Here is a 24,446-nt window from a genome sequence, read left to right as displayed (position 1 = left end):
AGGGGGAACGACGCACCAGCGGTCCGGGTAGGTTCTGTCGCAGTCCCGGACACCTCCGTCCGGGCACCCACGGAAGGACCCGTCATGCGCATCGGATCGAGCATCGCCCTGATCGTCATCGGCGCGATCGTCGCGTTCGCCCTGGACATCCAGCTCGCGGGCGTCGACCTGCGGCTGATCGGCTACATCCTGATGGCCGCCGGCGTCGTGCTGCTCATCATCAGCCTGGCGGTGGCGTTCGGCGGGCGGCGCACCACGACCACGACCCGGTCGGGCGTCGACCCGGCGTCCGGCGAGCAGATCACGCGCCAGGACCGACGCGATGGGACGTACTGACCGCTGGTCGGCTGCGCCGGACCGTGCTCCGGGCCGTGGTGACCGCTGGTCCGCTGCGCCGGACCGTGCTCCGGGCCGTGGTGACCGCACGACGACGGGACCGGGCGAGTCGATCGCCCGGGCCCGTCGTCGTGCTCGCGAGGACTCGTCGGCCCGCTAGAAGAGGGTGGCCGGCGGCTCGACCTGCACCGGCTCCGGTGCCGGGTCGACGTCCGTACCCGGCCACCCCGGGCCGGTCGGGACCTCGGTGCGGTTCTGGTACGCGGTCGCAGCGCCTCGGGCGCGGACGTCCGCGGCCTCGTTCATCTCGTGGCCGACGTGGCCGCGGACCCACTCGAAGGTGACCTCGCGGCCCTGCAGCTCGGCGTCGAGCTCCTTGATGATCTCGACGTTCAGGACCGGCTTGCCGTCGGCCTTCCGCCAGCCCTTCCGCTTCCAGCCCGCCAGCCACTCGGTGCACGCCTTGATGGCGTACTGGCTGTCGCAGAGGATGTGCAGCGGTTCGTCGGTGTCCTTCGTGGCGCGGAGCAGCTGCAGCACCGCCGTGAGTTCACCGATGTTGTTCGTGGCCCGCGGCCAGCCACCGGCGGCCCAGCGGTCGTCGTCGACGTACCAGGCCCAGCCGGCCGGGCCGGGGTTGCCGAGGGCGGAGCCGTCTGCTGCGGCGACGATCGTCACGGTGGGACCTCCTGGGTGGTGCGGGGTGCTGGTCGAGCGTAACGGACCCCGCACGGCCCTCAGCGCGACGCGGGGTCGAGGTTGATGTCGACGCCCTCGACCAGGCGGTCGCGCGAGCTGTCCTCGAGCCGGGGGTTGAGCCAGTCGAGTTCCTCCGACGTGAGTCCGAAGCGCTCGAGGACGGTCGTCCGGTCGTCGCCCTTCGTGACGCGGTAGCGCACAGGGGTCCCGTCCGTGCCGGCGAGGACCTGGTCCGACGCGTCGAACGCGTAGCCGTACGCACCGGGACGTGCCACGCTCGTGGTGACGCGCAGGTCCGGGTACGGGTTCGGGATCGACCACCGCAGGGCCCCCACGGCGAGCACCGTTCCCACCCAGGGGCGGTCGGTGTCGTCCCCGTCGACCGACTGCGCGGGCACGAGGACGACCGAGCGCAGCCAGTCCGGGTGCGTCCCCGCGTCGGCGAGGCTCACCGTCGCCGGTGCCTGCTCGTCCGCGGTCCAGGCGACCCGGTCGAGCGCGGCACCGTCCCACCCGTCGCCGGGCTCCGCCGCCCCACGCCGGAACTCCAGCGCCATCGGTTGCGGTCGCGTCGTCCGGTACCCGGAGAGGTGCGCGTCGAAGGTTCCGCGGTCGTTCGCCAGCACGCGGACGTGGATCGCGGTCTCGCCGGACGCGGACACGGCGTCGGTCTCGGCCACGACGGTGCCGGTCGGGACCGCCTGGCGCTCCGTCACGGTCTCCGCGGTGCCGTCGGTGTCGCTCTTGCTGTCGTCGTCGCCGAGGGGCGTCGCCGTCCCGCTCGGAGCGGCGTGGCCGGTCGGCGTCGGCAGCGGGTCGTCGCCGCCGAAGGCCGTGCAGCCGGTCAGCAGCAGGGCAGCGAGCAGTGTGCCGGTCGCGGCGGTCGTGGTCGTGCGGACGTGGTGCATGTGTTCCCCCTCGTGGCGAGCGTAGGGGAGCGGGAAGCGGACCGGAGGTGTCGTGACCGAACCGGTACCCGGGCGCCGCGCCTACTGTGCGAGGCATGAGCGACAGCATCCCGACCGTCCCCGGCCCCGACGACTCCGACGACCGCGCCCGCAACGACGAGCTGCGCGACGCCGCGCACAGCGACGACCGCGAGGGCGTCAGCGACCGCGAGCAGCGCGCCGCCGACACCGCGTACAGCCCGTCGAGCGAGCGGGAGACCGTCGCGTCCCAGACGCAGCAGCGCGATCGTGCCGACCTGGAGCAGGACGGCATCGACCCGTCGCGGGTGATCGCCGCGCCGGGCACCGGGGGTGCGGACGACGCCGGCGACGTCGAGCCCGAGCCGGGCGACCTCAACCTGCCGTGGCAGTCCGAGGAGGACCGGAAGGGCTGAGCGCGCCCTGCCGCGCCTGATGCGGGTGGTTCCCGCTACGACACGACGTCGGGGTGGGAGCCGGTCCGCTGCCCGGACTCGAGCGTCGCGATGGCCGCGAGGTCGTCGTCGGTCAGCACGAACCCCTCGACGGCGAGGTTGGACCGGATCCGCGACGGCGTCACCGACTTCGGCAGCACCACGACCCCCTGCTGCACGTTCCACCGCACGAGCACCTGCGCGACGCTGACGCCGTGCGACTCCGCGATGCCGGTGAGCACCGGGTCGTCGATGAGCCGTCCGCGTCCGAGGGGCGACCATGCCCCGGTCACGATGCCGTGCTCCTGGTGGAACCGGATGAGCTCGGGCTGCGGCAGCCACGGGTGCCGTTCGACCTGGTTGACGGCGGGCACCTCGCCGGTCTCGTCGATGATCCGGCGCAGGTGCGACTCCTGGAAGTTCGACACCCCGACGCTGCGCACCCGTCCCGCGTCGCGCAGTTCGACCAGCGTCCGCCAGGTCTCGACGTAGCGGTCGTTCGCGGCCGCGGGCCAGTGGATCAGGTACAGGTCGACGTGGTCGAGCCCGAGCCGCTCGAGACTCGCGTCGAAGGCCCGCAGGGTCGCATCGCGTCCCTGGTGGTCGTTCCACACCTTCGTCGTGACGAAGACGTCGTCGCGGTCCAGCCGGGAGGCACGGATCGCCTTCCCGACGCCCCGCTCGTTGCCGTACATCTCGGCCGTGTCGACGTGGCGGTACCCGGCATCGATCGCCAGCCCGACGGCCGTCTCGGCCTCGGTGTCATCGACCTTGTAGACGCCGAACCCGATCGCGGGGATGGCGGCACCGTCACGGAGGGGGATCGCAGGCAGCATGGCTCCATCCTGCCGCGACCTCCTGCCGGAGTGTCCTCTTCCGGGGACACGACATACGGGACATCGTGATGGTGGCCCGTACGGGTCAGCTCGGCAGCGTGACCGGCTCGGTGTCCGGCAGGGGGCTCGCGTCGCGACCGCGCAGGTCCGGCAGCCAGCGCTTCGAGAAGAGGGGCAGCAGCACACCGGCCGCCGCCATCACCGCGCCGACGGTCATGCCGCCGGTCGGACCGTTCGCGTCGATGAGGAAGCCGGCCACCGCGGAACCACCGGCGGCGCCGATGAGCTGGCCGGTGCCCATCCACCCGTAGGCCTCTGCCGTGTCGGAGAACTTCACGGTCGCCGACACCGATCCGAACATGACCGCGAGTGCGGGGGCGATGCCGGCGCCGGCGATGACGAGCGCCAGGCAGAGCCACCAGAAGTCGGTGCCCCCGACCGCGAGCGCGAGCCCGACGAACACGATCGACATGCGGGCCCAGAGGGTGTTCCTCGAGATCGGTCGGTGCCCGAGGGCGAGACCGCCCGCGAGCGACCCGACCGCGAAGACGGCGAGGACGATGCCGGCGTTCGGGCTGCCCTCGCCGAAGACGCTCGTGACGCTGGCCTCGACCGCCGCGCACGCGCCGATGAGCAGCAGGCCGGTCAGGGTCGCGACGATGACCGACGGCCGCTTGAGGACGACGCCGAACGCGCGCTTCGACCGGGGGATGCGGACCCGGCCGAGCTCGGGGGAGGCGATGAACCACACGCCGCCCACCACGAGGAACACCATCGCGACGACGATCGCCTGCACGGTGCCGACCTGCGTCGCGACGAAGGTGGTGATCACCGGGCCGGCGACCCAGATGAGTTCCTGCGCGCTCGCGTCCAGCGAGAACAGCGGGGTGAGCTGCGACGACGTCACCATCTTCGGGTAGATCGTGCGCACCGCGGGCTGCACGGGCGGCACGGCCAGGCCGCCGAGGAACCCGACGACGACGTACCCCCACAGCGGCATCGTGGTGAACGCGATCACGACCATGCTCGCCAGCGCGACCGCGGTCGTCAGGATCAGGACGGGCCGCATGCCCCAGCTGCCCATCCACCGGCTGGTGAGCGGGCCGGCGATGGCCTGGCCGATGCTCGTCGTCGCGAGCACGAGTCCTGCCGCTCCGTAGGAGTGGAAGACGTGCTCGACGTGGAGCAGGTAGGCGAGCGACAGCATGCCGAACGGGAAGCGTGCGGTGAGCTGCGCTGCGATGACTCGACCGACTCCGGGGGTCTTCAGCAGGGGTCCGTAGGCGCTCACGAGACGAGTGTACGGACCGGACGGACGGCGCCGTCACCCGTCCGGGGGTGCTGTGGAGAGACCGCCCCGAACACCACCTCCGCGACACGCCGTCGCGTCGATTCCACACATGTGGATCGAGGCTGTCCACGGGTGTGGGGAAGTGTCGGTGGTCGGCCGCAGACTGGCGGAATCACGGGCCTCCCCGAACTGTTCACACTGTGGAGGGCCTTGTGGAGAACTACACGGCTGTAACACTTCCTCTTGTGGTCGGTGACGCAGCCAGCCACTAGATGTAGTGTGGAGGCATCGCAGCGGCCCCTTCCCGGACTCGTCTGCGCACAGACATCAGCACCACCCTCCACAGCACGCAACACCCAGCAAGAACCAGGGGAGATCATGGCCGTCACCGTCTACACCAAGCCGTCCTGCGTCCAGTGCACCGCGACGTACCGCGCGCTCGACAACAAGGGCATCCAGTACGAGGTCCTCGACGTCTCCGCGGACGAAGCCGCGCTCGAGCACGTCAAGAGCCTCGGTTACATGCAGGCTCCCGTCGTCGTGACCGACGACGACCACTGGTCGGGCTTCCGCCCCGACAAGATCGCGACGCTCAGCGCCGAACTCGCGTGAGCCGTGCGGGTCCCGTCACCGGGACCCGCACCTCCGCCGGCCTGGAGGCCCTGCTCGCCTCCGACGGGCCACCCCCGATCTGCTGTCCGCACCTCTCACAAGGAGCGCGCACATGAGTCGCCTCGTCTACTTCTCGAGTGTGTCCGGCTACACGGCACGCTTCATCGAGAAGCTCGGTCGTGACGCGGACCGCATCCCGCTCTTCCCGAACGACCCGTTCCTCCACGCGGACGAGCCGTACGTGCTCGTGCTGCCCACCTACGGGGGCGGCAACGGTCAGGGCGCGGTGCCGAAGCAGGTCATCAAGTTCCTCAACGACGAACGCAACCGCTCGCTCATCCGCGGCGTGATCGTCGGGGGCAACACGAACTTCGGCGAGGCCTACGGGCTCGCCGGGGACGTCATCGCGCAGAAGTGCGGCGTCCCGCTCTTGTACCGCTTCGAACTCTTCGGAACGCCTGACGACGTGCAGGCGGTCAACTCAGGATTGGATGCATTTTGGACGCAGCAGTTGCAGACGTCGATCTGACGTCGCCGCAGACGGGGATGGACTACCACTCCCTCAACGCGATGCTCAACCTCTACGACGCGGACGGGAACATCCAGTTCGACAAGGACCGTGAGGCTGCCAAGCAGTTCTTCCTGCAGCACGTCAACCAGAACACCGTCTTCTTCCACAACCTGAAGGAGCGGCTCGACTACCTGGTCGAGAACGAGTACTACGAAGCCGCGACGATCGAGCAGTACTCGCTCGAGTTCATCCAGCAGCTCAACGATCTGGCGTACTCGAAGAAGTTCCGGTTCCAGACCTTCCTCGGTGCGTTCAAGTACTACACGAGCTACACGCTCAAGACGTTCGACGGCAAGCGCTACCTCGAGCGCTTCGAGGACCGCGTCGTGATGACCGCCCTCGGTCTGGCGCAGGGCAACGAGCAGCTCGCGATCGACCTCGTCGAGGAGATCATCGCCGGCCGCTTCCAGCCCGCGACCCCGACGTTCCTCAACACCGCGAAGGCCCAGCGCGGCGAGCTCGTCTCCTGCTTCCTCCTCCGCATCGAGGACAACATGGAGTCGATCTCGCGCGGCATCAACTCCTCGCTGCAGCTCTCGAAGCGCGGCGGCGGCGTGGCCCTGCTCCTGTCGAACATCCGCGAGGCCGGCGCCCCGATCAAGCAGATCGAGAACCAGTCCTCGGGCATCATCCCCGTGATGAAGCTGCTGGAAGACTCCTTCTCGTACGCGAACCAGCTCGGTGCGCGTCAGGGTGCCGGAGCCGTGTACCTGTCGGCGCACCACCCCGACATCATGAAGTTCCTCGACACCAAGCGCGAGAACGCCGACGAGAAGATCCGCATCAAGACGCTGTCGCTCGGTGTCGTCGTGCCGGACATCACGTTCGAGCTCGCGAAGAACAACGAGGACATGTACCTGTTCTCGCCGTACGACGTCGAGAAGGTCTACGGGATGCCCTTCGGTGACGTCCCGATCTCCGAGAACTACCGCGCGATGGTCGACGACTCGCGCATCAAGAAGACGAAGATCAAGGCGCGTGACTTCTTCACGACCATCGCCGAGATCCAATTCGAGTCGGGCTACCCGTACATCGTGTTCGAGGACACGGTGAACAAGGCCAACCCGATCAAGGGTCGGATCAACATGTCCAACCTGTGCTCGGAGATCCTGCAGGTCAACACCCCGACCACCTTCAACGAGGACCTGTCCTACAAGGAGATCGGCAAGGACATCTCCTGCAACCTCGGGTCGCTGAACATCGCGCTGACGATGGACTCGCCGGACTTCGGCAAGACCATCGAGACCGCGATCCGCGGCCTCACCTCGGTGTCGCAGATGTCGCACATCTCGTCGGTGCGCTCGGTCGAGGACGGCAACGACAAGTCGCACGCCATCGGCCTCGGCCAGATGAACCTGCACGGCTACCTTGCTCGTGAGCGCGTCTTCTACGGCTCCGAAGAGGGCATCGACTTCACGAACATCTACTTCTACACGGTGCTGTTCCACGCCCTGCGTGCCTCGAACAACATCGCGATCGAGACGGGGGAGACCTTCGACGGCTTCCGCGACTCGAAGTACGCGTCGGGTGAGTTCTTCGACAAGTACACCGAGCAGGCCTGGGTGCCGGCGACCGCCCGCGTCGCATCGCTGTTCGCCGACGCGGACATCGCGATCCCGACGCAGGACGACTGGAAGGCGCTGAAGGCGTCCATCCAGGAGCACGGCATCTACAACCAGAACCTGCAGGCCGTCCCGCCGACCGGTTCGATCTCGTACATCAACCACTCGACGTCGTCGATCCACCCGATCGCGTCGAAGATCGAGATCCGCAAGGAAGGCAAGCTCGGCCGCGTCTACTACCCGGCGCCGTTCATGACGAACGACAACCTGGACTACTACCAGGACGCGTACGAGATCGGCCCCGAGAAGATCATCGACACCTACGCGGCTGCCACCCAGCACGTCGACCAGGGTCTGTCGCTCACGCTGTTCTTCAAGGACACCGCGACCACGCGCGACATCAACAAGGCCCAGATCTACGCATGGCGCAAGGGCATCAAGACGATCTACTACATCCGTCTGCGCCAGCTCGCCCTCGAGGGCACCGAGGTCGAGGGCTGCGTCAGCTGCATGCTGTAGGACTGTTGCTCTCTTCCTGGAGGCGCGGGGCGGGCCCCGCCCCGCGCCTCCAGTCCATCTGATCGTTCCGTCCACCACCACCCGGAAGAAAGCCATGACCCTCACCGACCCGGTCCACGCCACGGGCAAGTCCATCCCGCTGATCAGCGCGGTCAGTGCCATCAACTGGAACCGCATCCAGGACGACAAGGACGTCGAGGTCTGGAACCGGCTGGTCAACAACTTCTGGCTGCCCGAGAAGGTGCCGCTGTCGAACGACGTGCAGTCGTGGAACACGCTCACGCCGGAGGAGCAGCAGCTCACCATGCGGGTCTTCACCGGCCTGACGCTGCTCGACACCATCCAGGGCACCGTCGGCGCGATCAGCCTGATCCCCGACGCGATCACCCCGCACGAAGAGGCCGTCTACACGAACATCGCGTTCATGGAGTCGGTGCACGCGAAGAGCTACTCGTCGATCTTCTCGACGCTCGCCTCGACGCCCGAGATCGACGACGCCTTCCGCTGGTCCACCGAGAACGTGAACCTGCAGAAGAAGGCCCAGATCGTCCTCGACTACTACACCGGCGACGACCCCCTGAAGCGCAAGGTCGCCTCGACGCTGCTCGAGTCGTTCCTGTTCTACTCCGGCTTCTACCTGCCGATGTACTGGTCCAGCCGGGCAAAGCTCACCAACACCGCCGACCTGATCCGCCTGATCATCCGCGACGAGGCCGTGCACGGGTACTACATCGGGTACAAGTTCCAGAAGGGCCTCGAGGGCGCTTCCGAGGAGCGCAAGCAGGAGATCAAGGACTACACGTTCAACCTGCTCTTCGAGCTCTACGAGAACGAGGTGCAGTACACGCAGGACCTCTACGACGGTGTCGGGCTGACCGAGGACGTCAAGAAGTTCCTGCACTACAACGCCAACAAGGCGCTGATGAACCTGGGCTACGAGCCGATGTTCCCCAAGGAGACGACGGACGTGAACCCGGCGATCCTGTCGGCGCTGTCCCCGAACGCGGACGAGAACCACGACTTCTTCTCGGGGTCGGGCTCGTCCTACGTCATCGGCAAGGCCGTCGTGACGGAGGACGAGGACTGGGACTTCTGAGTCTGGTGTGACTCGTGAGGGGCGCCCCGCTGGCTTCGGCCGGCGGGGCGTTCTCGTTCTCCGGGAGCCATTGTCCAGCGGCTCGCTGGCCGGCGTGCACTTCGCGCGGAGCGCGACGACGATTCATGAGGAGGTCGCGATGCGCTCGCGCGTCCGTACATCGATCGGCTGTTGGGACGCCGCTTGCACGGGCCGACCTTCGCTCGCCGTAGCTCCTTGTCCATCGGTCCCGGCGGCCACGGGTCTTTGAGCAACGGGCGAGCCGTTTGCTCCGGGGCGTGCGGCGCAGATTCAACTCCCTCGGCCTTCCCCGAGCAGAAGGTGCAGGCCGCTCGAAGGTGCGAGCTGCACTCGTCGGCGGGGTGGGCCTGTTCCTCGTGCTGCTCGGAAGCAGACTGTTCGCCGGCACTGCGGCGACTGATCAACCGATACCGGTGTGGATCGTCATCGTCCTGATCGCGATCGGCGTCGGCTGCTGGGTCGTGGAAGGGCTCGCGAAAGCCCGAAGCACGAAGGGTGACGACTCGTATCGATAGCCGATCAACTGTCGGTGCGGGCTACTCGTAGGCTTGCTGGGTGATCGCGCGAGTTCTTGGTTCTGGTCGTCCGCTTGTCGCCCTTCACGGCTTCGGAGTGGACCACCGCATCATGCTGCCGCTGGCGGACGCGGTGCAGGGTCTGCCTTGGCGGCTGGTGTTCCTCGACCTGCCGTGGGCTGAAGCCGCCGCGGTGACCGCGACCGCGAAGAGCGCGGTCGACGTGGCCGACGAGGTACTCGCCGAGATCGACGACCACCTCGGCGACGAGCCCTTCGCCGTCATCGGGAACTCCTTCGGCGGCATGATCGCCCGACACGTCGCCCACGAACGCCGAGACCACGTCCTCGGCGTGGCGACCCTGGCGGGTGTCGTGCATCCGGCACACGCAGACCGCGCCGTCCCCGAGCGCACCGTGCTGCACAGCGAACCGTCCGTCCTCGAAGCCGCCGGCGACGCGCGAGAAGCGTTCGAGGAAGTCAGCGTCGTCCAGGACGCCGCCGCGTTCACAGCGTTCGAGCGGTACGTTCTGCCCGGCCTCCGTGGCGCCGACCCTGCTGTGATGGACCGTATCGCCGCCGACTACGCGTTGAATGCCGTGCCGGAGGAGCGCCACCCGGAACCGTTCACCGCGCCGGCGCTGCACCTGTTCGGTCGGCAGGACGACGTCGTCGGCTACGAGGACGGGCTCGCGCTCCGGGACCACTACCCGCGAGGGAGCTTTGTCGTCCTCGACGGTGCTGGACACAACGTGCACCTCGAGCAACCTGGGATCACCGCCGCCCTGATCCGCGACTGGCTCGCACGCATCGACCGGTAGCCGATCGGCTACCGGGACGCCCGGTACTTCTACCCCTCCTGGCGCGCGACGATGTGGGTGTTGAACAGGGCCTGCCCGGAACGATCAAGCGTTGAAGCGTCGAGCGCGATGCCGGATTGATCTTCTGGAACATCGATGTGGATACGAGACGTGCCCCCACAGGCGATGTCGGCCCTCGCCAAGACGCTCTGTACGTCCGATGCGCCCCCGCTCGTGGTGAAGCCGCTGGTGACGAGGTGCACGGGCTTCGACGAGCGGCAAGCTGCGACGACGTCGTACGGGCCGGCAAAGTCGTACTCAAGGAACACCTTCGCTTGGGCTTTCTCACCGCCGTCCTCGACTGTGAGACGGCCGCCGGCTCCGCCTTCATTCCCCGTGCTGATGCTCTTCAGCTGCGCGGAGCTCTGACTCATCCACGCGGCGTAGTCCTCGGAAGCGGCATCGTCGCCATCGCCACCGGTGCAGCCAGAGAGCAGCAGTGCTCCGAGCAGCGTGGCGGCAAGGGTGGCGGCCAAGCGGAGCTTCGTGGGTGACACCTATCGATCCTTGCGTGATGAAGGGTTCGCAGCTACCCCGCGATCGAGGTGCGCCACCCTTTCCTGACCGATCGTCGGAGAGGCGAATCGATGGACTCCCAAGCGAGGGCGGTCTTCGGCGACGACGCGGCTGGCGCGGGCAATCGGCCGTCTCGATGGCCGATCGGCTACCGGACGGTGTCGCCTTCGACGCCGGTCGTCAGTTTCCCGGCGACGTACGAGGGCCATGCGGTTCGAAGTACGGCGAAAACGCCACAGGCGATGATGACGAGAAGGAAGGTCGTCGCGGCAGCCGTCCAGATCCCAGGGAAGGTCGAGGGGTCAGACAAGGCCACGATGATGAGTGGCAGGGGTGACGAGATCCAAAGCCCCACTGCGAATCTGACGGTCACCGCTCTGTGTTCACGCTGCGTTCTCGCGATGCGCTCCGCCCAGCCTGCTGCGTCGCCTCCGGCAGGCACCTGCTTCTGTCGGACGAACCGGAACGGTGCCAGGGCGGTTGACGCCTGCAGTAGCTGGAGCGCGCCGACTGCGGTGACCAGCAGGAGCAGACCGAGACCAGCTGCGATCGCGACTTCCGCGCTCGCGGGGATGACGCCCTCGTCTGCTCCGGCGATGAGCAGGACGACCGGGATGGGGGAAACGACGAACAATGCCACGCCGCGAGCGATGGAGCGCCACGCGCCCCGCGCTGCCGTAGAAAAGCGGCGTACCTCATCCCGACTCACCGCGGAAGCCGTTCTGCCGAAGTCGGTTTCCGGGGCATGGACGAACAGATCCCGCACGGGCACTCCGAGCGCCTGCCCCAGACGAGACAGTGTGTCGAGGCTGACGTCGTTGCCTGCTTCGAGGCGTTGAAGAGTTCGGATGGTCACTCCGCTGGCTTCCGCCAATCGTTGCTGAGTCCACCCTCGCTGCGTCCGAAGTTCGACGATTCGCGTCTGGCTCATGTTTGCCACAGTAGGAGCAACCGCTCCCCGGACGCACGACAGCGGCCCGACAGCTAGGCGACGTCTACCCGACAACGCGGTCCATCCCACCGGGCTGCAGTCCGAGCAGCCTCTCGACAGCCGATGGGTGAGCGGACGAGTCGCGCTCCTGCTCGGCGACCGCTCCGTGGATCAGGACGAGTCTGTCTCGCGTAGCGTCATGACCATGAGGACCGACGACGGCAAGTGGCTGCCCGACAGTGAACGCGGCCGACGGATCTTCAAGTGGGCTGTGTGGATCACCACTCCGATCGTGGCTGTGGCCATCATCGTCATCGGCGCGCAGTTCGGCTGGAAGCAGAGCTAGTCGCACCCCGACCGGCAGTGCGACGCGATGGAAGCAGCTGAGCGACGCACGCACGGTACCGAAGCCTCGACGTGTCGGATGATGGGTCGGTGAACCGGACCGATCGTCTCTACGGCCTCGTGGAGGAACTCCGGGCCGTGTCACCGCGTCCCCGGAGTGCCCGTCGTCTCGCGGAACGCTTCGAGGTGTCGGTGCGGACCATCGAGCGGGACCTCGCCGCACTGCAACAGTCCGGGGTGCCGATCTGGGCGGAGCCCGGGCGGACCGGCGGGTACGTCATCGACGCATCGGCGACGCTCGGCCCAGCCGGGTTCACGCCGGACGAGGCGCTCGCGGTGTTGATCGGGCTCGGATCGCTCCGGCACAGTCCGTTCCGGCAGTCCGCTCGGACCGCCGCCCGGAAGATGCTCGCGGTCATGCCGGACGGTGATGCTGCCCGCGCGAACGCCTTCGCGTCGCGAGTGCACTTCCTGGAGGGCGACGAGACCCCGGTCGTGCCACTCGAGTTCGCCGAGGCGCTCCGTGCGGACCGTGTCGTGCAGCTGCGCTACCAGGACGCCGGCGGTGCGGAGTCGACGCGGGACGTCGAGCCGCTCGGGTCGATCGAGAAGGACGGGCAGTGGTACCTCGTCGCCTGGTGCCGACTCCGAGCAGGCGTGCGGGCGTTCCGAGGTGATCGGATGCTCTCGGTCACCGTGACGGACGAACGGCCTCCGGCGCGCGCGCTCCGCGCCGAGGACCTGGCGATCCAGTACGGGCGACTCCGGTCCGTCGTCGACGACTGACACGCATCCGAGCGCTTCCGCGAAACACCGACAGGACGGTGTCGCGACCCCCGACCACACTGGGGGCTTCCATCCCGTCAGCGTCACCGCAGGAGCCCCCGTGTCCTTCGCATCCATCCGCATCGTCACCGATGACCTCGACGGTCTCGTCGCCTTCTACGAGCGGGTCACGGGCCAGCAGGCCGAGCGTCCCGCCCCGGTCTTCGCACGGTTCAGCGGCCCCGGCGCGAACCTCGCGATCGCCAGCACGGCGACCGTGGCGATGCTCGGCGGCGCGCTCGTCCCGGCGACGAACCGCTCGGTGTTCATCGAGTTCGAGGTCGCTGACGTCGACGGTGCGTTCGCCGCGCTCGGTCTGACGAGCGATGCCGTCGTCCTCGAACCGACGACGATGGCGTGGGGCAACCGCTCCGCGCTGGTCCGCGATCCGGACGGCAACGTCGTCAACCTGTTCAGCACGCCGACCGCCGACGAGCTGGTCAGCCCGAGAGCCGAGTGAGCAGGCGGCGGGGGCAGGGGCGGGCGACCGGGCCAGCTCAGGCGATGCTGCTCCCGCCGTCGACGAGGAGCTCGCTGCCGGTCATCCCCGAGCTCTGGTCGGACACGAGGAACAGCACCGTGGCGGCGACCTCCTCGGGACGGAGGAGCCGACCGAACGGCATCCCGCTCGCCATCTGCTGGAGCATCGCCTCCGGGCTGCCCGGGGCGAGGCCCGCGAGGCCGGGCGTCTCCGTCGGTCCGGGGACGACCGTGTTGATCCGGACGCCGCGCGGCGCGAGTTCGGCCGCCCACGTGCGAGTGAGGGCAGCGATCGCGGCCTTCGACGCCCCGTACAGACCGAACGACGGCTCGGTGCCGGACGCCGCCGTGGACCCGGTGACGACGACGGCGGATCCCTCGTGCAGGAACGGCAGTGCGCCCTGCACGGTGAGGGTGGTCCCGCGGACGTTGGTGCCGAACGTCGCCTCGAAGTCCTCGGCCGTGACGGCGTCGAGGGCCCTGAACTCCCCGCCGCCGGCGTTGGCGTGCACGGCGTCCAGTCCGCGCCCTCGCTCGGCGACCGCGGCGAAGACGGTCGCGATGTCCTCCGATCGTGCGGCGTCGGCGCGGATCGGTGTGACCGCGTCGCCGAGCTCGTCGCGCAGGGCGTCGAGCGCCTCCTGCCGCCGACCGGTGACGAAGACGTGTGCCCCCTCGGCGACGAAGCGGCGCACGACCGCGAGTCCGATGCCCGACGTCCCGCCGGTGACGAGTGCGGTCTTGTCCTGCAGTGTTCCAGCCACGATGCCCTCCTGGTGATTGTTGTTGACTACTTGGTCCAGAACGGTACTTCGCGCTTGACTGATCAGTCAACAACGACTTCCGAGGAGTTCGCATGCCCCGACCGCGCAAGTTCGACGAGGCCGACGTGGTCGAGCGCGCCCGACGGACGTTCGCGGAGTCCGGGTTCGACGGCACGTCCCTTGACGACCTCCTCGCGGCGACCGGGCTCGGCCGACAGAGCCTCTACAACACGTTCGGCGGCAAGAAGGAACTCTTCATGCGCGCGTTCCTCAGCGACACCGCCGAGGCCGTCGAGGTCGTGCAGGCCGTCCTGCGGAGCTCGGAGCACCCGATCGCGCGGATCCGGACGCAGCTGGTGTCGGCGGCGGTCGAGCACGGGGCAGCGCAGGGCCCGCCGTCGCTGCTGCTCCGCGCGGCGGTGGAGCTGTCGGCTCGTGATCTCGAGGTGGCCGCCACCGTGACCGAGGCGTTCGACACCATCCGTGCGGGCTACACGGCCTGCATCGTGGAAGCGCAGGCGGCCGGCGAGGTCGAGGCCGATGCCGACGCCGAGGCGCTCGGCACCTACTTCTGCGCGGTCATCGAGGGGATGGGTGCGGTCGGGCGCGTCGGGACGTCGCGCGCAGCGCTCCTGCAGGTGGGGATCGCGAGCCTCGCGGCCCTGCCGATCACGCCGCTGGGTGCGGAGCACCTCGGAACCGCGGACGGTCCCTGGGACTGATCGTCGCCCTGTACCAGGGCGACGCGCGGCAACGCGTGCGGCGGGACGGACCGCCGCCGCGCCTCCAATCCGGATCTGGAGGCGCGCATCCCGCAACCGCGACGGCATGCGCCCGTCGCCTGGTTGCGTGCTGGACCGTCGATGCGAGCCACCCGGACAGCATGAGTGCGATCGCGGCGCCGGGGGCCATCGCGATGATCGCGACGGGGACGGCCCAGAGTTGGTGCACCTACGGGTGGCCGCCCGGCTTCGTGGCCGTCATCGCCGCGAACGACGACGCGGACACCAGCACGGCTCACGCGGCCGTCGTGGAGTGGCCGTCATCGCCGCGAACGACGACGCGGACACCAGCACGGCTCACGCGGCCGTCGTGGAGACGATCGCCACGGCATGGACGCCGGCGCCGACCAGCGGGAGGACGAGCGGAAGGAAGAACATCCCCGCCGCGACGATGAACCCGGTCCGGGCCGTGACCCGGAACCCCTTCCGGGGGCTGTTCATCTCGGTGATGGTGCGCTGGTCGTCCACGGGGTGCCCTCGGTCAGGACACTTGGCTGAGGAGGGCGACCAGGGAGCCGAAGCCGACGAGTTCGGCGGCGCTCAGGACGGCTCCGACGATGCCGATCACGGCGCCGCCGGTGGCGTCCCGCCGCTGCCGCTTCCGGTCGTGTGTACCGGTGACGACGGCACAGATGCCGAAGACGACGGCGGCAGGACCCAGAGCTGCAGCAACACCGCGGCGTAGCCCATGAGAGCAGCGTGCAGCAGGATGTACAGGACCACGCTGACGACGATCACGGCTGGTCCGGACACCGCGAGCCACCCCAGCTGCCATGCCGTCGATCGTTCCGGCACGTCGTCGCTGATCTGTCCCCCGTGTTCCCCTGCAGGTCAGGGTACTGCCGTCGAGCGGATGAACCGTGTCTGGTCCGGGCTGGCCGACCCACGCGCCGCTTCAGCGGACGTGCTCCCACGACGACAGCGCCGTCCAGTCCTGCGGGTCGAAGGTGAACGAACTGCCCATCGCGGGCTGATCGAGTGTTCGGCTGACGCGCTCGCGTCGGAGGCTCGCCAGCAGGAGCGCGCCGACCCCGCCGTGGGCGACGAACGCGATGCCCCGCTCGGGAGTCTGTGCCGCGATGCGTCGGACCGCGCGCTCGACACGGCTCTGGGCGTCGACCGCGCGTTCCCAGCCGCGGACGGACCGCTGCGGTTCGGCGAAGAACGCGTCGACGGTCGGTTCGAACTCCCTCGGGTCGAGGTAGCCGGTCGCACTGCGGTCCATCTCGCCGAGGTCCTCAGCGACCTCGAACTCCGAGGCCCACTGCCCGGCGATGATCTCAGCGGTGTCCAGGGCCTTCCGCTCGCTGCTGCTGACGATGCGGAGGGGCTGGGGGAACAGCGCCGCGACGCGTGCTGCACGGGCACGTCCGACCGGCGACAGGCCCCAGTCCTGGATCCGGACGGCTGGGTCGACGATCACCTCGGGGTGGGACACCCACGTGCACAGCATCGTTCGACAGTACCGGCGTCGTCAGTGTCCCTCCCGCTCGAGACGGGCGACGGCCTCCGCGGCCTGCAGGATGGTGGTTCCCGGGTGGTCTTCGCGATACCGGCGGACTGCTCGTGGGTTGACGTCGGTGATGCCCGATGCCGACGGCGTAGTGGGGGAGCCATCAACGTGAGCGCCGTCGCCTCCAGCCTCGGGCAACGCTCGGCGTACGGCGCGGTGGGCGGCCGGGACGGACAGGAGTGCTCCGCCGACGAGGAGACCAGCGGCGACGAGGACGGCGGCAGGTGTGCGGAGTGCTGGAACTCCGATGCTGATCGCGCACCACGCCGTCACGAGGAGGCCTGAGATGATCGTCGGGCGCAGCGCTGCACGGTGGCCGATCTGCCAGGCCGCCTCGCTGGACATCGTGATCGACGTCCGGACGCCGGCGAGGCTGTTCCTAGGCAGGGAGCCGTTGGCGGCCCGCCACGTCAGCCAAGTGACAAGAGCAGCCGCCCCGACTTCGAGGGCCATCGGGAACACCACCGCACCGTCCATGCCGACGACGCTAGCGCCCCCCGGTTGAGAACGGCGAAGTATCAGTGTCACCTGCGTGTCGTCGAACCCGGCAACGGTCTCAGCCGGCCCCTGTCCGGATGTGGACCTGCGGCGCGTCGTCGGTGTTCCAGCGGAACAGCACGAGGTGCCAGAGCCCCGGACGTTTCCTCGACGGGTCGATCAGTCCGTCGGCGCCGAGTGCGGCAAGGCGGTCTCGGACAAGCCACGAGGTCGGGACACCCCCGTCGGCGACGATCTGCTGCCACGGGGCGGTCGCATCTTCGAGGTCGATCCCGGCTGCAAAGCCCGCCGCCGGGTCGCGGAGGTCGACGATCCGGGGCGCCGTCACGTCGACCTCGACGATCACCGGCTCCGTGGCGCGGGTGTCCGGATGCGCCACAAGTGCTGCCTCCACGCCCTCGACGGACGAACTGAGGTACAGCGTGGGCTCGTCAGCACGTGAGTACCGGCCTGCGGCCCGTGACCCTGCGATGGCGGATTCCCGGAAGCTCGGGTCCACCGCGCGGAAGAAGGTGCCACGCACCTCCGGCGCGAACATGTCTCGGTCGTCGCTCATCCTGGTGCGGCTCAGGCCGGCGGCCTCGCTCCCGCGCCCTCGGTGTCGTCTGCGCCCGCAGGGCCGGTACCGGCCTGGTCGAGGTTCTCGTGCGGGTCGCCCATGTCGCCGGTCGCCTTGCCTGCCGGGGACAACCCGAAGTGCTTGCGGACGGCGTTCGCCTCGGTGTCGGTCAAGGTGTTCCCGGCTCCCGGAGAGGGTGCGTCCTTGATCGCGCTCTTCGAGTAGCCGACGTGGAGGTCGGTGCCGTCGAACGTGGCGTCCTCGACCGGGACGAGCGTGTGGTGATTCCCGAGCACTCCGGTCGCGACACTGACGTAGGCGGCGCTGCCGTCCTCGGCGGAGGGGAACACCTGCGCGACCTTGCCGACCGATGCGCCGTCGCGGTCCTTGACGGTCGCGTTCTCGACCTCGTGGATCTTGCTCTTGGTGATCATGGGCGTAGTCAACGCCCTCGGCCTGACCTACTTGTGTCAGTGGTCGCGCGGCGGGTCCGGGCGATGCGCGAGATCATCGTGGGAGGGTCGTTGCGGTACATCGATTTGGGGGAGATGCGCATGGACTCGACTCGGCACGGGACCGTCGCCGGTCTCCGAGCGACCGCGGCGGCGCTGCTCACTGTCGTCGTCCTCACCGGCTGCAGCGCCGGCATCGGGACGAGCCCGGAGCAGGCGAAGCAGTCCATCGTCACGTTCGTCGAGGGATCGACTGATGTGGTGGGGGACGGCTGGGGGACCGGTGAGGGCCCCGGGCTCGGGAAGTGTGGTCTCGGCCTGGGGCAGGGTGGCGTGCAGTACGTCTACGCGAAGGTCCGCGCAGCGAGCGCTGACCCGAAGGCCGACGTCGAGGCGGTGGAGCGGCACTGGAAGGAGCTCGGGGTCACGACGGAGCGGTACCAGACCGGCGGCGAGGACCCGATCCTCGGCGTCCGGGGCAGGGGCGGCCCGGTGGAGTCGTCCGACTTCCGCGCTGATCCTCGCGGGTACACGATCGACGGCAGTTCGCAGTGCATCGTGGGGGACTTCGACCGGATGAGCCTCGGCAGTCAGGACTGACGGACGTGACCCGCCTGCCGGAGCCGAGCCGTGCCTCCAGGCCGGCCTGGAGTCGCGCCGCTACCGCGCTGCCGGCACCGCGACGTTCGCCAACTCGGCACGCACGATGTCCGCACCCGCGGACAGCGCAGCGAGCTTCTGCAGGGCCGCCCCGCGCGCCAGCGGCGCCATGCCGCAGTTGGTGCTCGGGATGAGCTTGTCGGCGTCGACGTGGTCGAGCGCGCGGCGGAGGACCGCGGCGACCTCGTCCGGCGTCTCGACCCGCTCGGTGGCGACGTCGATCGCGCCGAGCATGACCTTCTTGCCACGGATGAGCTCGACGAGTTCGAGCGGGACGTGGGAGTGGATGCACTCGAGCGAGACGATGTCGATCGACGACTGCTGCAGGAGCGGGAACGACTGCTCGTACTGCCGCCACTCGGCGCCGAGGGTCTCCTTCCACCTGTTGTTCGCCTCGATGCCGTAGCCGTAGCAGATGTGCACGGCGGTCTCGGCGCGCAAGCCCTCGGCGGCACGCTCGAGCGCAGCGACACCCCAGTCCTGCACCTCGTCGTGGAAGACGGTGAAGGCGGGCTCGTCGAACTGGATGACGTCGACACCGGCCTCCTGCAGCTCGCGGGCCTCCTGGTTGAGGATCGTGGCGAACTCCCACGCCAGCTTCTCGCGGCTCTTGTAGTGCTGGTCGGAGAGGGTGTCGATCATGGTCATCGGGCCAGGGAGCGCCCACTTGATCGGGCGGTCGGTCTGGGCGCGGAGGAACTTCGCGTCCTCGACGAACACCGGCTTCGGGCGGCTGACGGCGCCGACGACGGTCGGGACCGCGGCGTCGTAGCGGTCGCGGATCCGGACGGTCTCCTTGCGCTCCTGGTCGATGCCGTCGAGGTGCTCGATGAACGTCGTGACGAAGTGCTGGCGGGTCTGCTCGCCGTCGCTGACGATGTCGATGCCGTTGCGCTCCTGCTCGTGGACGGCGGCGCGGAGGGCGTCCTGCTTGCCCTCGACCAGCGTGTCTCCCTCGAGCAGCCATGGGGACCAGAGGCGCTCGGGCTCGGCCAGCCAGGAGGGCTTCGGCAGACTGCCGACGATCGAGGTGGGGAGGAGGGTGCTCATGCGCGTGGAGGTCCAGTCGGTCAGTGGGCGAGGGCGGCGGGCGCGGGCTGGTCGGCGATGGTCGTCTGCCCGGCGAGGGCGGTCTGCTCGGCGAGCCAGCCATCGAGGAAGTCGCGGTGCGGTGCCACGAGGTGCTCCTCGGTCCACCGGCCCTGCGTGACGCCGAGGCGGCTGCGCTCCTCGCGGTCGTAGGCGATGCCGGTCGACGCCCAGTCGTCGTGGTCGAGCGTCGGGCGGAAGGTGCTCGGAGCGGTCTCGTTCGCGTTGTAGATCTCCGGGCGGTAGATCTTCTGGAACGTCTCCATGGTGGCGATCGTGCCGATCAGCTGCAGGTCGTCGTGGTCGCCGGTCAGGTCACCGCGCGTGTAGAACGCCAGCGGCGCCTTCGCACCCGGCGGCATGAAGTACCGGACCTGCATGCCCATGCGGCCGAAGTAGTCGTCGGTGAGCGATGAGTGCTCGTGCTCGTACTCCGCGCCGAGGACCGGGTGGACGACGCCCGTCTGCCGGTAGGTCTGGCTCGTCGAGACGCTGATGCAGACGACCGGCTCCGCGTCGAACTGCGACCGGAAGGCGTCGGACCGCAGGAAGTGCTGGAAGAGCTGCCCGTGCAGCAGCCCGAAGTCCGCGGGGAGCGAGGGCGCCGACGGCAGGCGGACGGCGAAGTCGTGGTCGCGGAGGTACGACGAGAAGTTGTTGCCGACGATGCCCTGGTGGCGCTCGCCGGAGTGCTGGTCGACGATCGTGACGTCGAGCACCTCGATCAGGGGGAAGCGCTCGACCAGACCGCCGTCCTCGAACTGCATCGTCACCGACACGATGTCCAGCTCGACGCGGTAGCGATCCGCGTCCGGGTCACCGGCCAGGTCGTTGCAGCGCCCGTTGATGAGCGCGAGCGCGTTGCGGAGGTTCTGCTGGCGGTGCTCTCCGCGGGCCAGGTTCGCGAAGTTCGTCGTCAGACGCGAGCTCTCGGCGGGGGAGTAGTCCTCGTCGAAGCGTGTCCTGCTGATGCTGAAGGTGATGTCGTTCGCCATGGTCCGCAGTCCGGTCGTCGAGCGCCCGCGGGCACTGTGGGAAGGGTCCTCCGATCATGACGGGAGGCGCGGGTCATCAGGTAATACCGAGACGCTATGCAGTCGCATAGCCTGTTCCTATGGCTCGCGTTGCGAACGACATCACCCTGCAGCAGCTGCGCTACTTCATCGAGGTCGCCTCCGAGGGGTCGATCAGCGCGGCTGCCGACCTGCTCTACGTCTCGCAGCCGACCATGTCGGCCGCGATGAAGGACCTGGAGGCGCGGATCGGCCGACCGCTCTTCACGCGGTCCGCGCGTGGGGTCGTGCTCACCGTCGACGGCGTCGAGTTCCTCGGGTACGCCCGCCAGGTCGTCGAGCAGGTCTCGTTGCTCGAGCAGCGGTACGTCGGGCGCCAGGCGTCGCGTCGGCTGCTCGGGGTGTCGGCACAGCACTACTCGTTCGCCGTCGAGGCGTTCGTCCGGATGGTCGAGGGTGCTGACGCGGACCAGTACGAGTTCTCCCTGCGGGAGACCCGGACGTGGGACATCATCGAGGACGTCCGGACACTGCGGAGCGAGGTCGGCATCCTCTACCGCAACGACTTCAACCGGCAGGTCCTCGGCAAGCTGATGCGGGACGCCGGTGTCGTGTTCACGCCGCTGTTCGTCGCGCAGCCGCACGTCTTCGTCGCCCGGCGGAACCCGTTGGCGTCGCAGGAGCGGGCGACGCTCGACGACCTCGCCGAGCTGCCACGGCTGACGTTCGACCAGGGTGCGAACAACTCCTTCTACCTGGCCGAGGAGATCCTGTCGACGATGTCGAGCAAGCGGGAGATCCGGGTGTCGGACCGGGCGACGATCTTCAACCTCATGATCGGCCTCGGTGGGTACACGATCTCGACCGGGCTCATCAGCGACGACCTCGACCCGGAGATCGTCGCGATCCCGCTCGACGTCGACGAGCGGATCGAGATCGGGTGGATCGCGCACTCCTCGGTGCCCCTGACGGAACAGGCGCAGACGTACCTGGAGGAGCTGCGCGCGGTCGTCGTCAGCTACGGGGTCGAGCTGCTGGGCTAGGCCCTGCGGGCCGACCTGCGCCGGTCGCCCGGGCGGCACCCGGTCGGGAGGCGCGACGCGCGTCCGCCAGGCGGGTCGTGTGACGCTGACCGGCTCGGAGGCGCGACCCGTCTGCGTTCGGTCGTGTCCCGCGTGCGCGGGGACCGGCCCGGAGTGACGACCCGCCTCCGTCGAGTGGGTCGCGCCTCCGGGCCGTCGCCCGCTACCGGCGCACCGGACCGAGCGTCGCGCTCTTCGGTTCGCGCCCGTCGCCGGACGACCGCCCGGTGAGGCGTCTCCCGACCCAGGGCAGGACGTGGACGCGGAGGTGCTCGAGCGTGGACGCGCGCGCCGTGGGCCGGACGACCTCGTCCCACGTCGGCACCGTGGCGCCCAGGGCGGTCAGGACGTTCGCGGCGACCCGCCGGTGCCCGAGGGTGTTGAGGTGGAGCCGGTCCGGTGCCCACAGTGCGCTGTCGTGGAAGGCCGGATCCGTCCAGTTGTCGACCACGGTGACGTTCGGTCGGTTCGCCCAGGACCGGATGTGGTCCGCGTACTCGTCCCCGCGTCGCCGGACGAGCCGGCCGAGCGGCAGGTGCCGGGTCATGTCCGCGACGGTGACGAAGAGCACGTCGGTGCCGGTGCGGACGGCAGCGTCGAGCCCGGCCGCGATGCGTCCGGCGTTGGCGGCGATCGACACCCGCGGGCGGAGGATGTCGTTGTTGCCGCCACTGACGCTCAGCAGGTCCGGCCCGAGGGCCAGGGCGGCGGGGAGCTGGTCGTCGAGGATCGGTGCGAGCAGCTTGCCGCGGACCGCGAGGTTGGCGTAGTCGACCTGGTGGTCGGAGGTCGCGGCGAGGCCGCCGGCGACGAGGTCGGCCCACCCCCGGGGCGAGCCGTCGGGCCACTCGTCGCCGAGCCCCTCGGCGAAGCTGTCGCCGATCACCGCGAACTTGGTGTGCATCGTCGACATCCTGCCACCGTCGCCAGAGCGGGGTCCCGGGCCCGGCTCGGGCGCGGGCCCGCCTTCCTCGACGTCGCCGCCAGCGTGCACCACGACGCGTTCATCAACCGCGGTCGCCTCCCGTCCGCCGTCGGCCCCGCTCCGCGTCGTGCGTCCCCGACGACACATTGCGGACGAGGCGTTGCACCACCATCGCGCTCCGTACATACTCGATACCGTACGACGTTAGGTTTTCGTTCCGGAGGACCGCGTCGTGCTCCGATGCTCAACGGTGAGAGGAACCGGCAATGACGACGACGAGCGGATCCGCGGCGGGGATGCCCTCGGGCATGACCACGTCGACAGCGACCTCGAGGGGCCGGTTCGGCTTCCCCGAGCCCACGCAGCCAGCGAAGAAGAGCTACGTCTTCTGGCTCCTCACGGCGCAGCTGGTCTTCTTCATCGCGCTGCTCGGTCCGGCGATCGTCGGCATCGGCATCAAGATCCAGTCGCTCGTGGCCGCGGGCGTCATCTCGGAGGACGGCGCCACCGGTGCTGCTGCGGTGCTCGGCGGGTTCGGCGCGCTGTTCGCCACCGTCGCGAACGTCGTCTTCGGCCGGCTCTCCGACCGCACGACCAGCCGCTTCGGCCGGCGCCGCATCTGGATCGTCGCCGGCACGGTCATCATGACGGGCGCGTTCCTCATCATGGCGCTCGCCCCGTCGCTCCTGGTGGCCACGATCGGCTGGTCGCTCGCCCAGCTCGGCGCGAACATGGCGCTCGCGCCCTTCATCACGACGATCGCCGACCAGGTGCCGAGCTTCCAGCGCGGCAAGATCACCGCTGCGATCGGCATCATGCAGAACGTCGGCATCCTCGGCGGCACCTACGTCGCGCAGGCGTTCACCGACCAGCTCGTCATCATGTTCGTCGGCCCCGCGGTGCTCGCGATCATCGTCATGGTCGTCTTCGCGGTCGTCCTGCCCGACCGTCAGCTGCCCGAGGCCCCGCCGCGTGCGTCGTTCCGCGACTGGGTCGAGACGTTCTGGGTCAGCCCACGCAAGCACCCCGACTACGCGCTCGCCTGGTGGTCGCGCTTCCTCATCACCTTCGCGAGCTTCGGCTTCACCACGTTCCGGTTCTTCTACCTGCTGAACCACGTCGGCGTCGAGGAGCGGGACATCCCCGCCGTCATCTCGACCAGCGTGCTCATCTACACGATCGGGCTCATCGCGGCGAGCTACCTGGCCGGCTGGCTGTCCGACCGTCTGGGCCGCCGCAAGGTCTTCGTGTGGAGCTCCACCGCCCTGTTCGCGGTCGGTACCTTCGCGCTGATCTTCGTGCAGGACGTCCCGACGTTCTTCATCCTCGAGGCGCTGCTCGGCATCGCGTACGGCTTCTACGTGGGCGTGGACCTCGCCCTCGTCGTCGACGTCCTGCCGAACCCGGACGACTCCGGCAAGGACCTCGGCGTCTTCAACATCGCGAACGCCCTGCCGCAGACGATCGCCCCGCTCATCGGCGGCGTGCTCGTCTACGTCAGCGACCCGGGCGGCAACAACTACGCGTTGTGGTTCTCGGTCTGTGCGGTCGCCGCCGTCATCGGAGCGCTCGCGATCTTCCCGATCAAGAAGGTCCGCTGACGCTCGGTCCGGAGCGGTCCTGACCGACGGACGGGAGGCGCGGTGCCAGCTGGCACCGCGCCTCCCGTCCGTCGTGGGTGCCGCTCCGGTGCCGCTCCGTACCCCGTCGGGGTCGTCCTCCGACAGCGGCTGGC

30 protein-coding genes are annotated in these 24,446 nt (G+C 69.0%); 14 read left to right on the top strand and 16 right to left on the bottom strand.

What is annotated here, in order from left to right; all coding sequences use genetic code 11:
• Nucleotides 1-84 precede the first annotated feature (84 nt).
• Complete coding sequence (locus QUG93_RS14830) at nt 85-336, top strand: DUF6458 family protein (RefSeq protein WP_144712630.1); 252 nt, start codon at nt 85-87, stop codon at nt 334-336.
• Between the two features lie 156 nt (nt 337-492).
• On the opposite strand, the gene QUG93_RS14825 is transcribed toward QUG93_RS14830, so the two are convergent.
• Both QUG93_RS14825 and QUG93_RS14820 read right to left on the bottom strand, forming a co-directional pair.
• The gene (locus tag QUG93_RS14825) at nt 493-1,014 is read right to left on the bottom strand and encodes a ribonuclease H family protein (protein ID WP_289475155.1); all 522 of its coding nucleotides are present in this window, start codon (nt 1,012-1,014) and stop codon (nt 493-495) included.
• Between the two features lie 59 nt (nt 1,015-1,073).
• On the bottom strand, nt 1,074-1,943 hold the full coding sequence (locus tag QUG93_RS14820) for a hypothetical protein (protein ID WP_289475152.1): 870 nt from the start codon (nt 1,941-1,943) through the stop codon (nt 1,074-1,076).
• Between the two features lie 95 nt (nt 1,944-2,038).
• Between QUG93_RS14820 and QUG93_RS14815 the strand changes: the two genes are divergently transcribed.
• Complete coding sequence (locus tag QUG93_RS14815) at nt 2,039-2,377, top strand: hypothetical protein (RefSeq protein ID WP_289475150.1); 339 nt, start codon at nt 2,039-2,041, stop codon at nt 2,375-2,377.
• Between the two features lie 35 nt (nt 2,378-2,412).
• Here QUG93_RS14815 and QUG93_RS14810 read toward each other — a convergent pair whose 3' ends face one another.
• Nucleotides 2,413-3,231 carry an aldo/keto reductase gene (locus QUG93_RS14810; protein ID WP_289475148.1) on the bottom strand — a complete coding sequence of 273 codons (819 nt, stop codon included), beginning with the start codon at nt 3,229-3,231 and terminating at the stop codon, nt 2,413-2,415.
• A gap of 85 nt (nt 3,232-3,316) precedes the next feature.
• On the bottom strand, nt 3,317-4,522 hold the full coding sequence (locus QUG93_RS14805) for an MFS transporter (protein WP_289475145.1): 1,206 nt from the start codon (nt 4,520-4,522) through the stop codon (nt 3,317-3,319).
• 378 nt (nt 4,523-4,900) lie between these two features.
• On the opposite strand from QUG93_RS14805, the gene nrdH reads away from it, so the two are divergent.
• The 5 genes from nrdH to QUG93_RS14780 all read left to right on the top strand — a co-directional run bounded on the left by nrdH (nt 4,901) and on the right by QUG93_RS14780 (nt 10,238).
• Nucleotides 4,901-5,134: a glutaredoxin-like protein NrdH gene (gene nrdH / locus QUG93_RS14800; protein ID WP_058727719.1), complete on the top strand. Its 234-nt coding sequence runs from the start codon at nt 4,901-4,903 to the stop codon at nt 5,132-5,134.
• Nucleotides 5,135-5,246: 112 nt separating this feature from the next.
• Nucleotides 5,247-5,663, top strand: coding sequence for a class Ib ribonucleoside-diphosphate reductase assembly flavoprotein NrdI (gene nrdI / locus QUG93_RS14795; RefSeq protein ID WP_289475144.1), 417 nt, complete (start codon nt 5,247-5,249; stop codon nt 5,661-5,663).
• A gap of 17 nt (nt 5,664-5,680) precedes the next feature.
• Complete coding sequence (nrdE, locus tag QUG93_RS14790; RefSeq protein ID WP_289475142.1) at nt 5,681-7,786, top strand: class 1b ribonucleoside-diphosphate reductase subunit alpha; 2,106 nt, start codon at nt 5,681-5,683, stop codon at nt 7,784-7,786.
• 94 nt (nt 7,787-7,880) lie between these two features.
• A complete protein-coding gene (gene nrdF, locus QUG93_RS14785) occupies nt 7,881-8,882 on the top strand; it encodes a class 1b ribonucleoside-diphosphate reductase subunit beta (RefSeq protein ID WP_065963154.1) in 1,002 nt (333 codons plus the stop codon).
• 576 nt (nt 8,883-9,458) lie between these two features.
• Nucleotides 9,459-10,238 (top strand): alpha/beta fold hydrolase, encoded by a 780-nt coding sequence (locus tag QUG93_RS14780; RefSeq protein WP_289475139.1) that lies wholly within the window; start codon nt 9,459-9,461, stop codon nt 10,236-10,238.
• A 29-nt stretch (nt 10,239-10,267) separates the two neighbouring features.
• Here the strand turns inward: QUG93_RS14780 and QUG93_RS14775 are convergent, their stop codons facing one another.
• Both QUG93_RS14775 and QUG93_RS14770 read right to left on the bottom strand, forming a co-directional pair.
• Nucleotides 10,268-10,774, bottom strand: coding sequence for a hypothetical protein (locus QUG93_RS14775; RefSeq protein WP_289475136.1), 507 nt, complete (start codon nt 10,772-10,774; stop codon nt 10,268-10,270).
• A 167-nt stretch (nt 10,775-10,941) separates the two neighbouring features.
• Nucleotides 10,942-11,724 (bottom strand): helix-turn-helix domain-containing protein, encoded by a 783-nt coding sequence (locus QUG93_RS14770; RefSeq protein WP_289475135.1) that lies wholly within the window; start codon nt 11,722-11,724, stop codon nt 10,942-10,944.
• A gap of 199 nt (nt 11,725-11,923) precedes the next feature.
• Between QUG93_RS14770 and QUG93_RS14765 the strand changes: the two genes are divergently transcribed.
• The 3 genes from QUG93_RS14765 to QUG93_RS14755 all read left to right on the top strand — a co-directional run bounded on the left by QUG93_RS14765 (nt 11,924) and on the right by QUG93_RS14755 (nt 13,354).
• The gene (locus tag QUG93_RS14765) at nt 11,924-12,070 is read left to right on the top strand and encodes a hypothetical protein (RefSeq protein ID WP_289475132.1); all 147 of its coding nucleotides are present in this window, start codon (nt 11,924-11,926) and stop codon (nt 12,068-12,070) included.
• Nucleotides 12,071-12,159: 89 nt separating this feature from the next.
• Nucleotides 12,160-12,855, top strand: coding sequence for a helix-turn-helix transcriptional regulator (locus tag QUG93_RS14760; RefSeq protein WP_289475130.1), 696 nt, complete (start codon nt 12,160-12,162; stop codon nt 12,853-12,855).
• A gap of 100 nt (nt 12,856-12,955) precedes the next feature.
• The gene (locus tag QUG93_RS14755) at nt 12,956-13,354 is read left to right on the top strand and encodes a VOC family protein (RefSeq protein WP_289475127.1); all 399 of its coding nucleotides are present in this window, start codon (nt 12,956-12,958) and stop codon (nt 13,352-13,354) included.
• Nucleotides 13,355-13,391: 37 nt separating this feature from the next.
• Here the strand turns inward: QUG93_RS14755 and QUG93_RS14750 are convergent, their stop codons facing one another.
• A complete protein-coding gene (locus QUG93_RS14750) occupies nt 13,392-14,138 on the bottom strand; it encodes an SDR family NAD(P)-dependent oxidoreductase (RefSeq protein ID WP_289475126.1) in 747 nt (248 codons plus the stop codon).
• 92 nt (nt 14,139-14,230) lie between these two features.
• On the opposite strand from QUG93_RS14750, the gene QUG93_RS14745 reads away from it, so the two are divergent.
• Nucleotides 14,231-14,860 (top strand): TetR/AcrR family transcriptional regulator, encoded by a 630-nt coding sequence (locus QUG93_RS14745; RefSeq protein ID WP_289475123.1) that lies wholly within the window; start codon nt 14,231-14,233, stop codon nt 14,858-14,860.
• A 357-nt stretch (nt 14,861-15,217) separates the two neighbouring features.
• On the opposite strand, the gene QUG93_RS14740 is transcribed toward QUG93_RS14745, so the two are convergent.
• The 6 genes from QUG93_RS14740 to QUG93_RS14715 form a co-directional block, all read right to left on the bottom strand.
• A complete protein-coding gene (locus QUG93_RS14740) occupies nt 15,218-15,388 on the bottom strand; it encodes a hypothetical protein (RefSeq protein ID WP_289475120.1) in 171 nt (56 codons plus the stop codon).
• Nucleotides 15,389-15,484: 96 nt separating this feature from the next.
• Complete coding sequence (locus QUG93_RS14735; RefSeq protein ID WP_289475114.1) at nt 15,485-15,658, bottom strand: hypothetical protein; 174 nt, start codon at nt 15,656-15,658, stop codon at nt 15,485-15,487.
• A gap of 157 nt (nt 15,659-15,815) precedes the next feature.
• Complete coding sequence (locus tag QUG93_RS14730) at nt 15,816-16,373, bottom strand: histidine phosphatase family protein (protein WP_289475112.1); 558 nt, start codon at nt 16,371-16,373, stop codon at nt 15,816-15,818.
• A gap of 21 nt (nt 16,374-16,394) precedes the next feature.
• The gene (locus tag QUG93_RS14725) at nt 16,395-16,910 is read right to left on the bottom strand and encodes an SdpI family protein (protein WP_289475109.1); all 516 of its coding nucleotides are present in this window, start codon (nt 16,908-16,910) and stop codon (nt 16,395-16,397) included.
• A 79-nt stretch (nt 16,911-16,989) separates the two neighbouring features.
• Nucleotides 16,990-17,487 carry an RES family NAD+ phosphorylase gene (locus tag QUG93_RS14720; RefSeq protein ID WP_289475106.1) on the bottom strand — a complete coding sequence of 166 codons (498 nt, stop codon included), beginning with the start codon at nt 17,485-17,487 and terminating at the stop codon, nt 16,990-16,992.
• Between the two features lie 11 nt (nt 17,488-17,498).
• A complete protein-coding gene (locus QUG93_RS14715) occupies nt 17,499-17,924 on the bottom strand; it encodes a hypothetical protein (protein WP_289475104.1) in 426 nt (141 codons plus the stop codon).
• Between the two features lie 63 nt (nt 17,925-17,987).
• Here QUG93_RS14715 and QUG93_RS14710 point away from each other — a divergent pair, with 63 nt between their 5' ends.
• Entirely contained in the window at nt 17,988-18,542 is a 555-nt protein-coding gene (locus QUG93_RS14710) for a hypothetical protein (RefSeq protein ID WP_289475101.1), read from the top strand.
• 60 nt (nt 18,543-18,602) lie between these two features.
• Here the strand turns inward: QUG93_RS14710 and QUG93_RS14705 are convergent, their stop codons facing one another.
• Nucleotides 18,603-19,652, bottom strand: coding sequence for a methionine synthase (locus tag QUG93_RS14705; RefSeq protein ID WP_289475098.1), 1,050 nt, complete (start codon nt 19,650-19,652; stop codon nt 18,603-18,605).
• Nucleotides 19,653-19,672: 20 nt separating this feature from the next.
• Nucleotides 19,673-20,686, bottom strand: coding sequence for a putative oxygenase MesX (locus QUG93_RS14700; RefSeq protein ID WP_289475095.1), 1,014 nt, complete (start codon nt 20,684-20,686; stop codon nt 19,673-19,675).
• Between the two features lie 119 nt (nt 20,687-20,805).
• On the opposite strand from QUG93_RS14700, the gene QUG93_RS14695 reads away from it, so the two are divergent.
• The gene (locus QUG93_RS14695) at nt 20,806-21,747 is read left to right on the top strand and encodes a LysR family transcriptional regulator (protein WP_289475093.1); all 942 of its coding nucleotides are present in this window, start codon (nt 20,806-20,808) and stop codon (nt 21,745-21,747) included.
• 202 nt (nt 21,748-21,949) lie between these two features.
• Here QUG93_RS14695 and QUG93_RS14690 read toward each other — a convergent pair whose 3' ends face one another.
• Complete coding sequence (locus QUG93_RS14690; RefSeq protein ID WP_289475090.1) at nt 21,950-22,690, bottom strand: SGNH/GDSL hydrolase family protein; 741 nt, start codon at nt 22,688-22,690, stop codon at nt 21,950-21,952.
• A gap of 287 nt (nt 22,691-22,977) precedes the next feature.
• Between QUG93_RS14690 and QUG93_RS14685 the strand changes: the two genes are divergently transcribed.
• A complete protein-coding gene (locus QUG93_RS14685) occupies nt 22,978-24,312 on the top strand; it encodes an MFS transporter (RefSeq protein WP_289475087.1) in 1,335 nt (444 codons plus the stop codon).
• Nucleotides 24,313-24,446 lie beyond the last annotated feature (134 nt).

Source organism: Curtobacterium caseinilyticum (assembly GCF_030363035.1).
Lineage (GTDB): Bacteria > Actinomycetota > Actinomycetes > Actinomycetales > Microbacteriaceae > Curtobacterium > Curtobacterium caseinilyticum.
The sequence above is the reverse complement of the archived record's forward strand: the minus strand, read 5'-3'. Positions and strand labels throughout refer to the sequence as shown.

Excerpts from the sequence above, each read along its gene's own strand:
- QUG93_RS14830 (WP_144712630.1), top strand. The coding sequence starts at position 85 with ATGCGCATCGGATCGAGCATCGCCCTGATCGTCATCGGCGCGATCGTC.
- QUG93_RS14820 (WP_289475152.1), bottom strand. The coding sequence starts at position 1,943 with ATGCACCACGTCCGCACGACCACGACCGCCGCGACCGGCACACTGCTC.
- QUG93_RS14815 (WP_289475150.1), top strand. The coding sequence starts at position 2,039 with ATGAGCGACAGCATCCCGACCGTCCCCGGCCCCGACGACTCCGACGAC.
- QUG93_RS14810 (WP_289475148.1), bottom strand. The coding sequence starts at position 3,231 with ATGCTGCCTGCGATCCCCCTCCGTGACGGTGCCGCCATCCCCGCGATC.
- nrdH (WP_058727719.1), top strand. The coding sequence starts at position 4,901 with ATGGCCGTCACCGTCTACACCAAGCCGTCCTGCGTCCAGTGCACCGCG.
- nrdI (WP_289475144.1), top strand. The coding sequence starts at position 5,247 with ATGAGTCGCCTCGTCTACTTCTCGAGTGTGTCCGGCTACACGGCACGC.
- nrdE (WP_289475142.1), top strand. The coding sequence starts at position 5,681 with ATGGACTACCACTCCCTCAACGCGATGCTCAACCTCTACGACGCGGAC.
- nrdF (WP_065963154.1), top strand. The coding sequence starts at position 7,881 with ATGACCCTCACCGACCCGGTCCACGCCACGGGCAAGTCCATCCCGCTG.
- QUG93_RS14770 (WP_289475135.1), bottom strand. The coding sequence starts at position 11,724 with ATGAGCCAGACGCGAATCGTCGAACTTCGGACGCAGCGAGGGTGGACT.
- QUG93_RS14765 (WP_289475132.1), top strand. The coding sequence starts at position 11,924 with ATGACCATGAGGACCGACGACGGCAAGTGGCTGCCCGACAGTGAACGC.
- QUG93_RS14745 (WP_289475123.1), top strand. The coding sequence starts at position 14,231 with ATGCCCCGACCGCGCAAGTTCGACGAGGCCGACGTGGTCGAGCGCGCC.
- QUG93_RS14730 (WP_289475112.1), bottom strand. The coding sequence starts at position 16,373 with ATGCTGTGCACGTGGGTGTCCCACCCCGAGGTGATCGTCGACCCAGCC.
- QUG93_RS14725 (WP_289475109.1), bottom strand. The coding sequence starts at position 16,910 with ATGGACGGTGCGGTGGTGTTCCCGATGGCCCTCGAAGTCGGGGCGGCT.
- QUG93_RS14720 (WP_289475106.1), bottom strand. The coding sequence starts at position 17,487 with ATGAGCGACGACCGAGACATGTTCGCGCCGGAGGTGCGTGGCACCTTC.
- QUG93_RS14715 (WP_289475104.1), bottom strand. The coding sequence starts at position 17,924 with ATGATCACCAAGAGCAAGATCCACGAGGTCGAGAACGCGACCGTCAAG.
- QUG93_RS14710 (WP_289475101.1), top strand. The coding sequence starts at position 17,988 with ATGCGCGAGATCATCGTGGGAGGGTCGTTGCGGTACATCGATTTGGGG.
- QUG93_RS14705 (WP_289475098.1), bottom strand. The coding sequence starts at position 19,652 with ATGAGCACCCTCCTCCCCACCTCGATCGTCGGCAGTCTGCCGAAGCCC.
- QUG93_RS14700 (WP_289475095.1), bottom strand. The coding sequence starts at position 20,686 with ATGGCGAACGACATCACCTTCAGCATCAGCAGGACACGCTTCGACGAG.
- QUG93_RS14695 (WP_289475093.1), top strand. The coding sequence starts at position 20,806 with ATGGCTCGCGTTGCGAACGACATCACCCTGCAGCAGCTGCGCTACTTC.
- QUG93_RS14690 (WP_289475090.1), bottom strand. The coding sequence starts at position 22,690 with ATGCACACCAAGTTCGCGGTGATCGGCGACAGCTTCGCCGAGGGGCTC.
- QUG93_RS14685 (WP_289475087.1), top strand. The coding sequence starts at position 22,978 with ATGACGACGACGAGCGGATCCGCGGCGGGGATGCCCTCGGGCATGACC.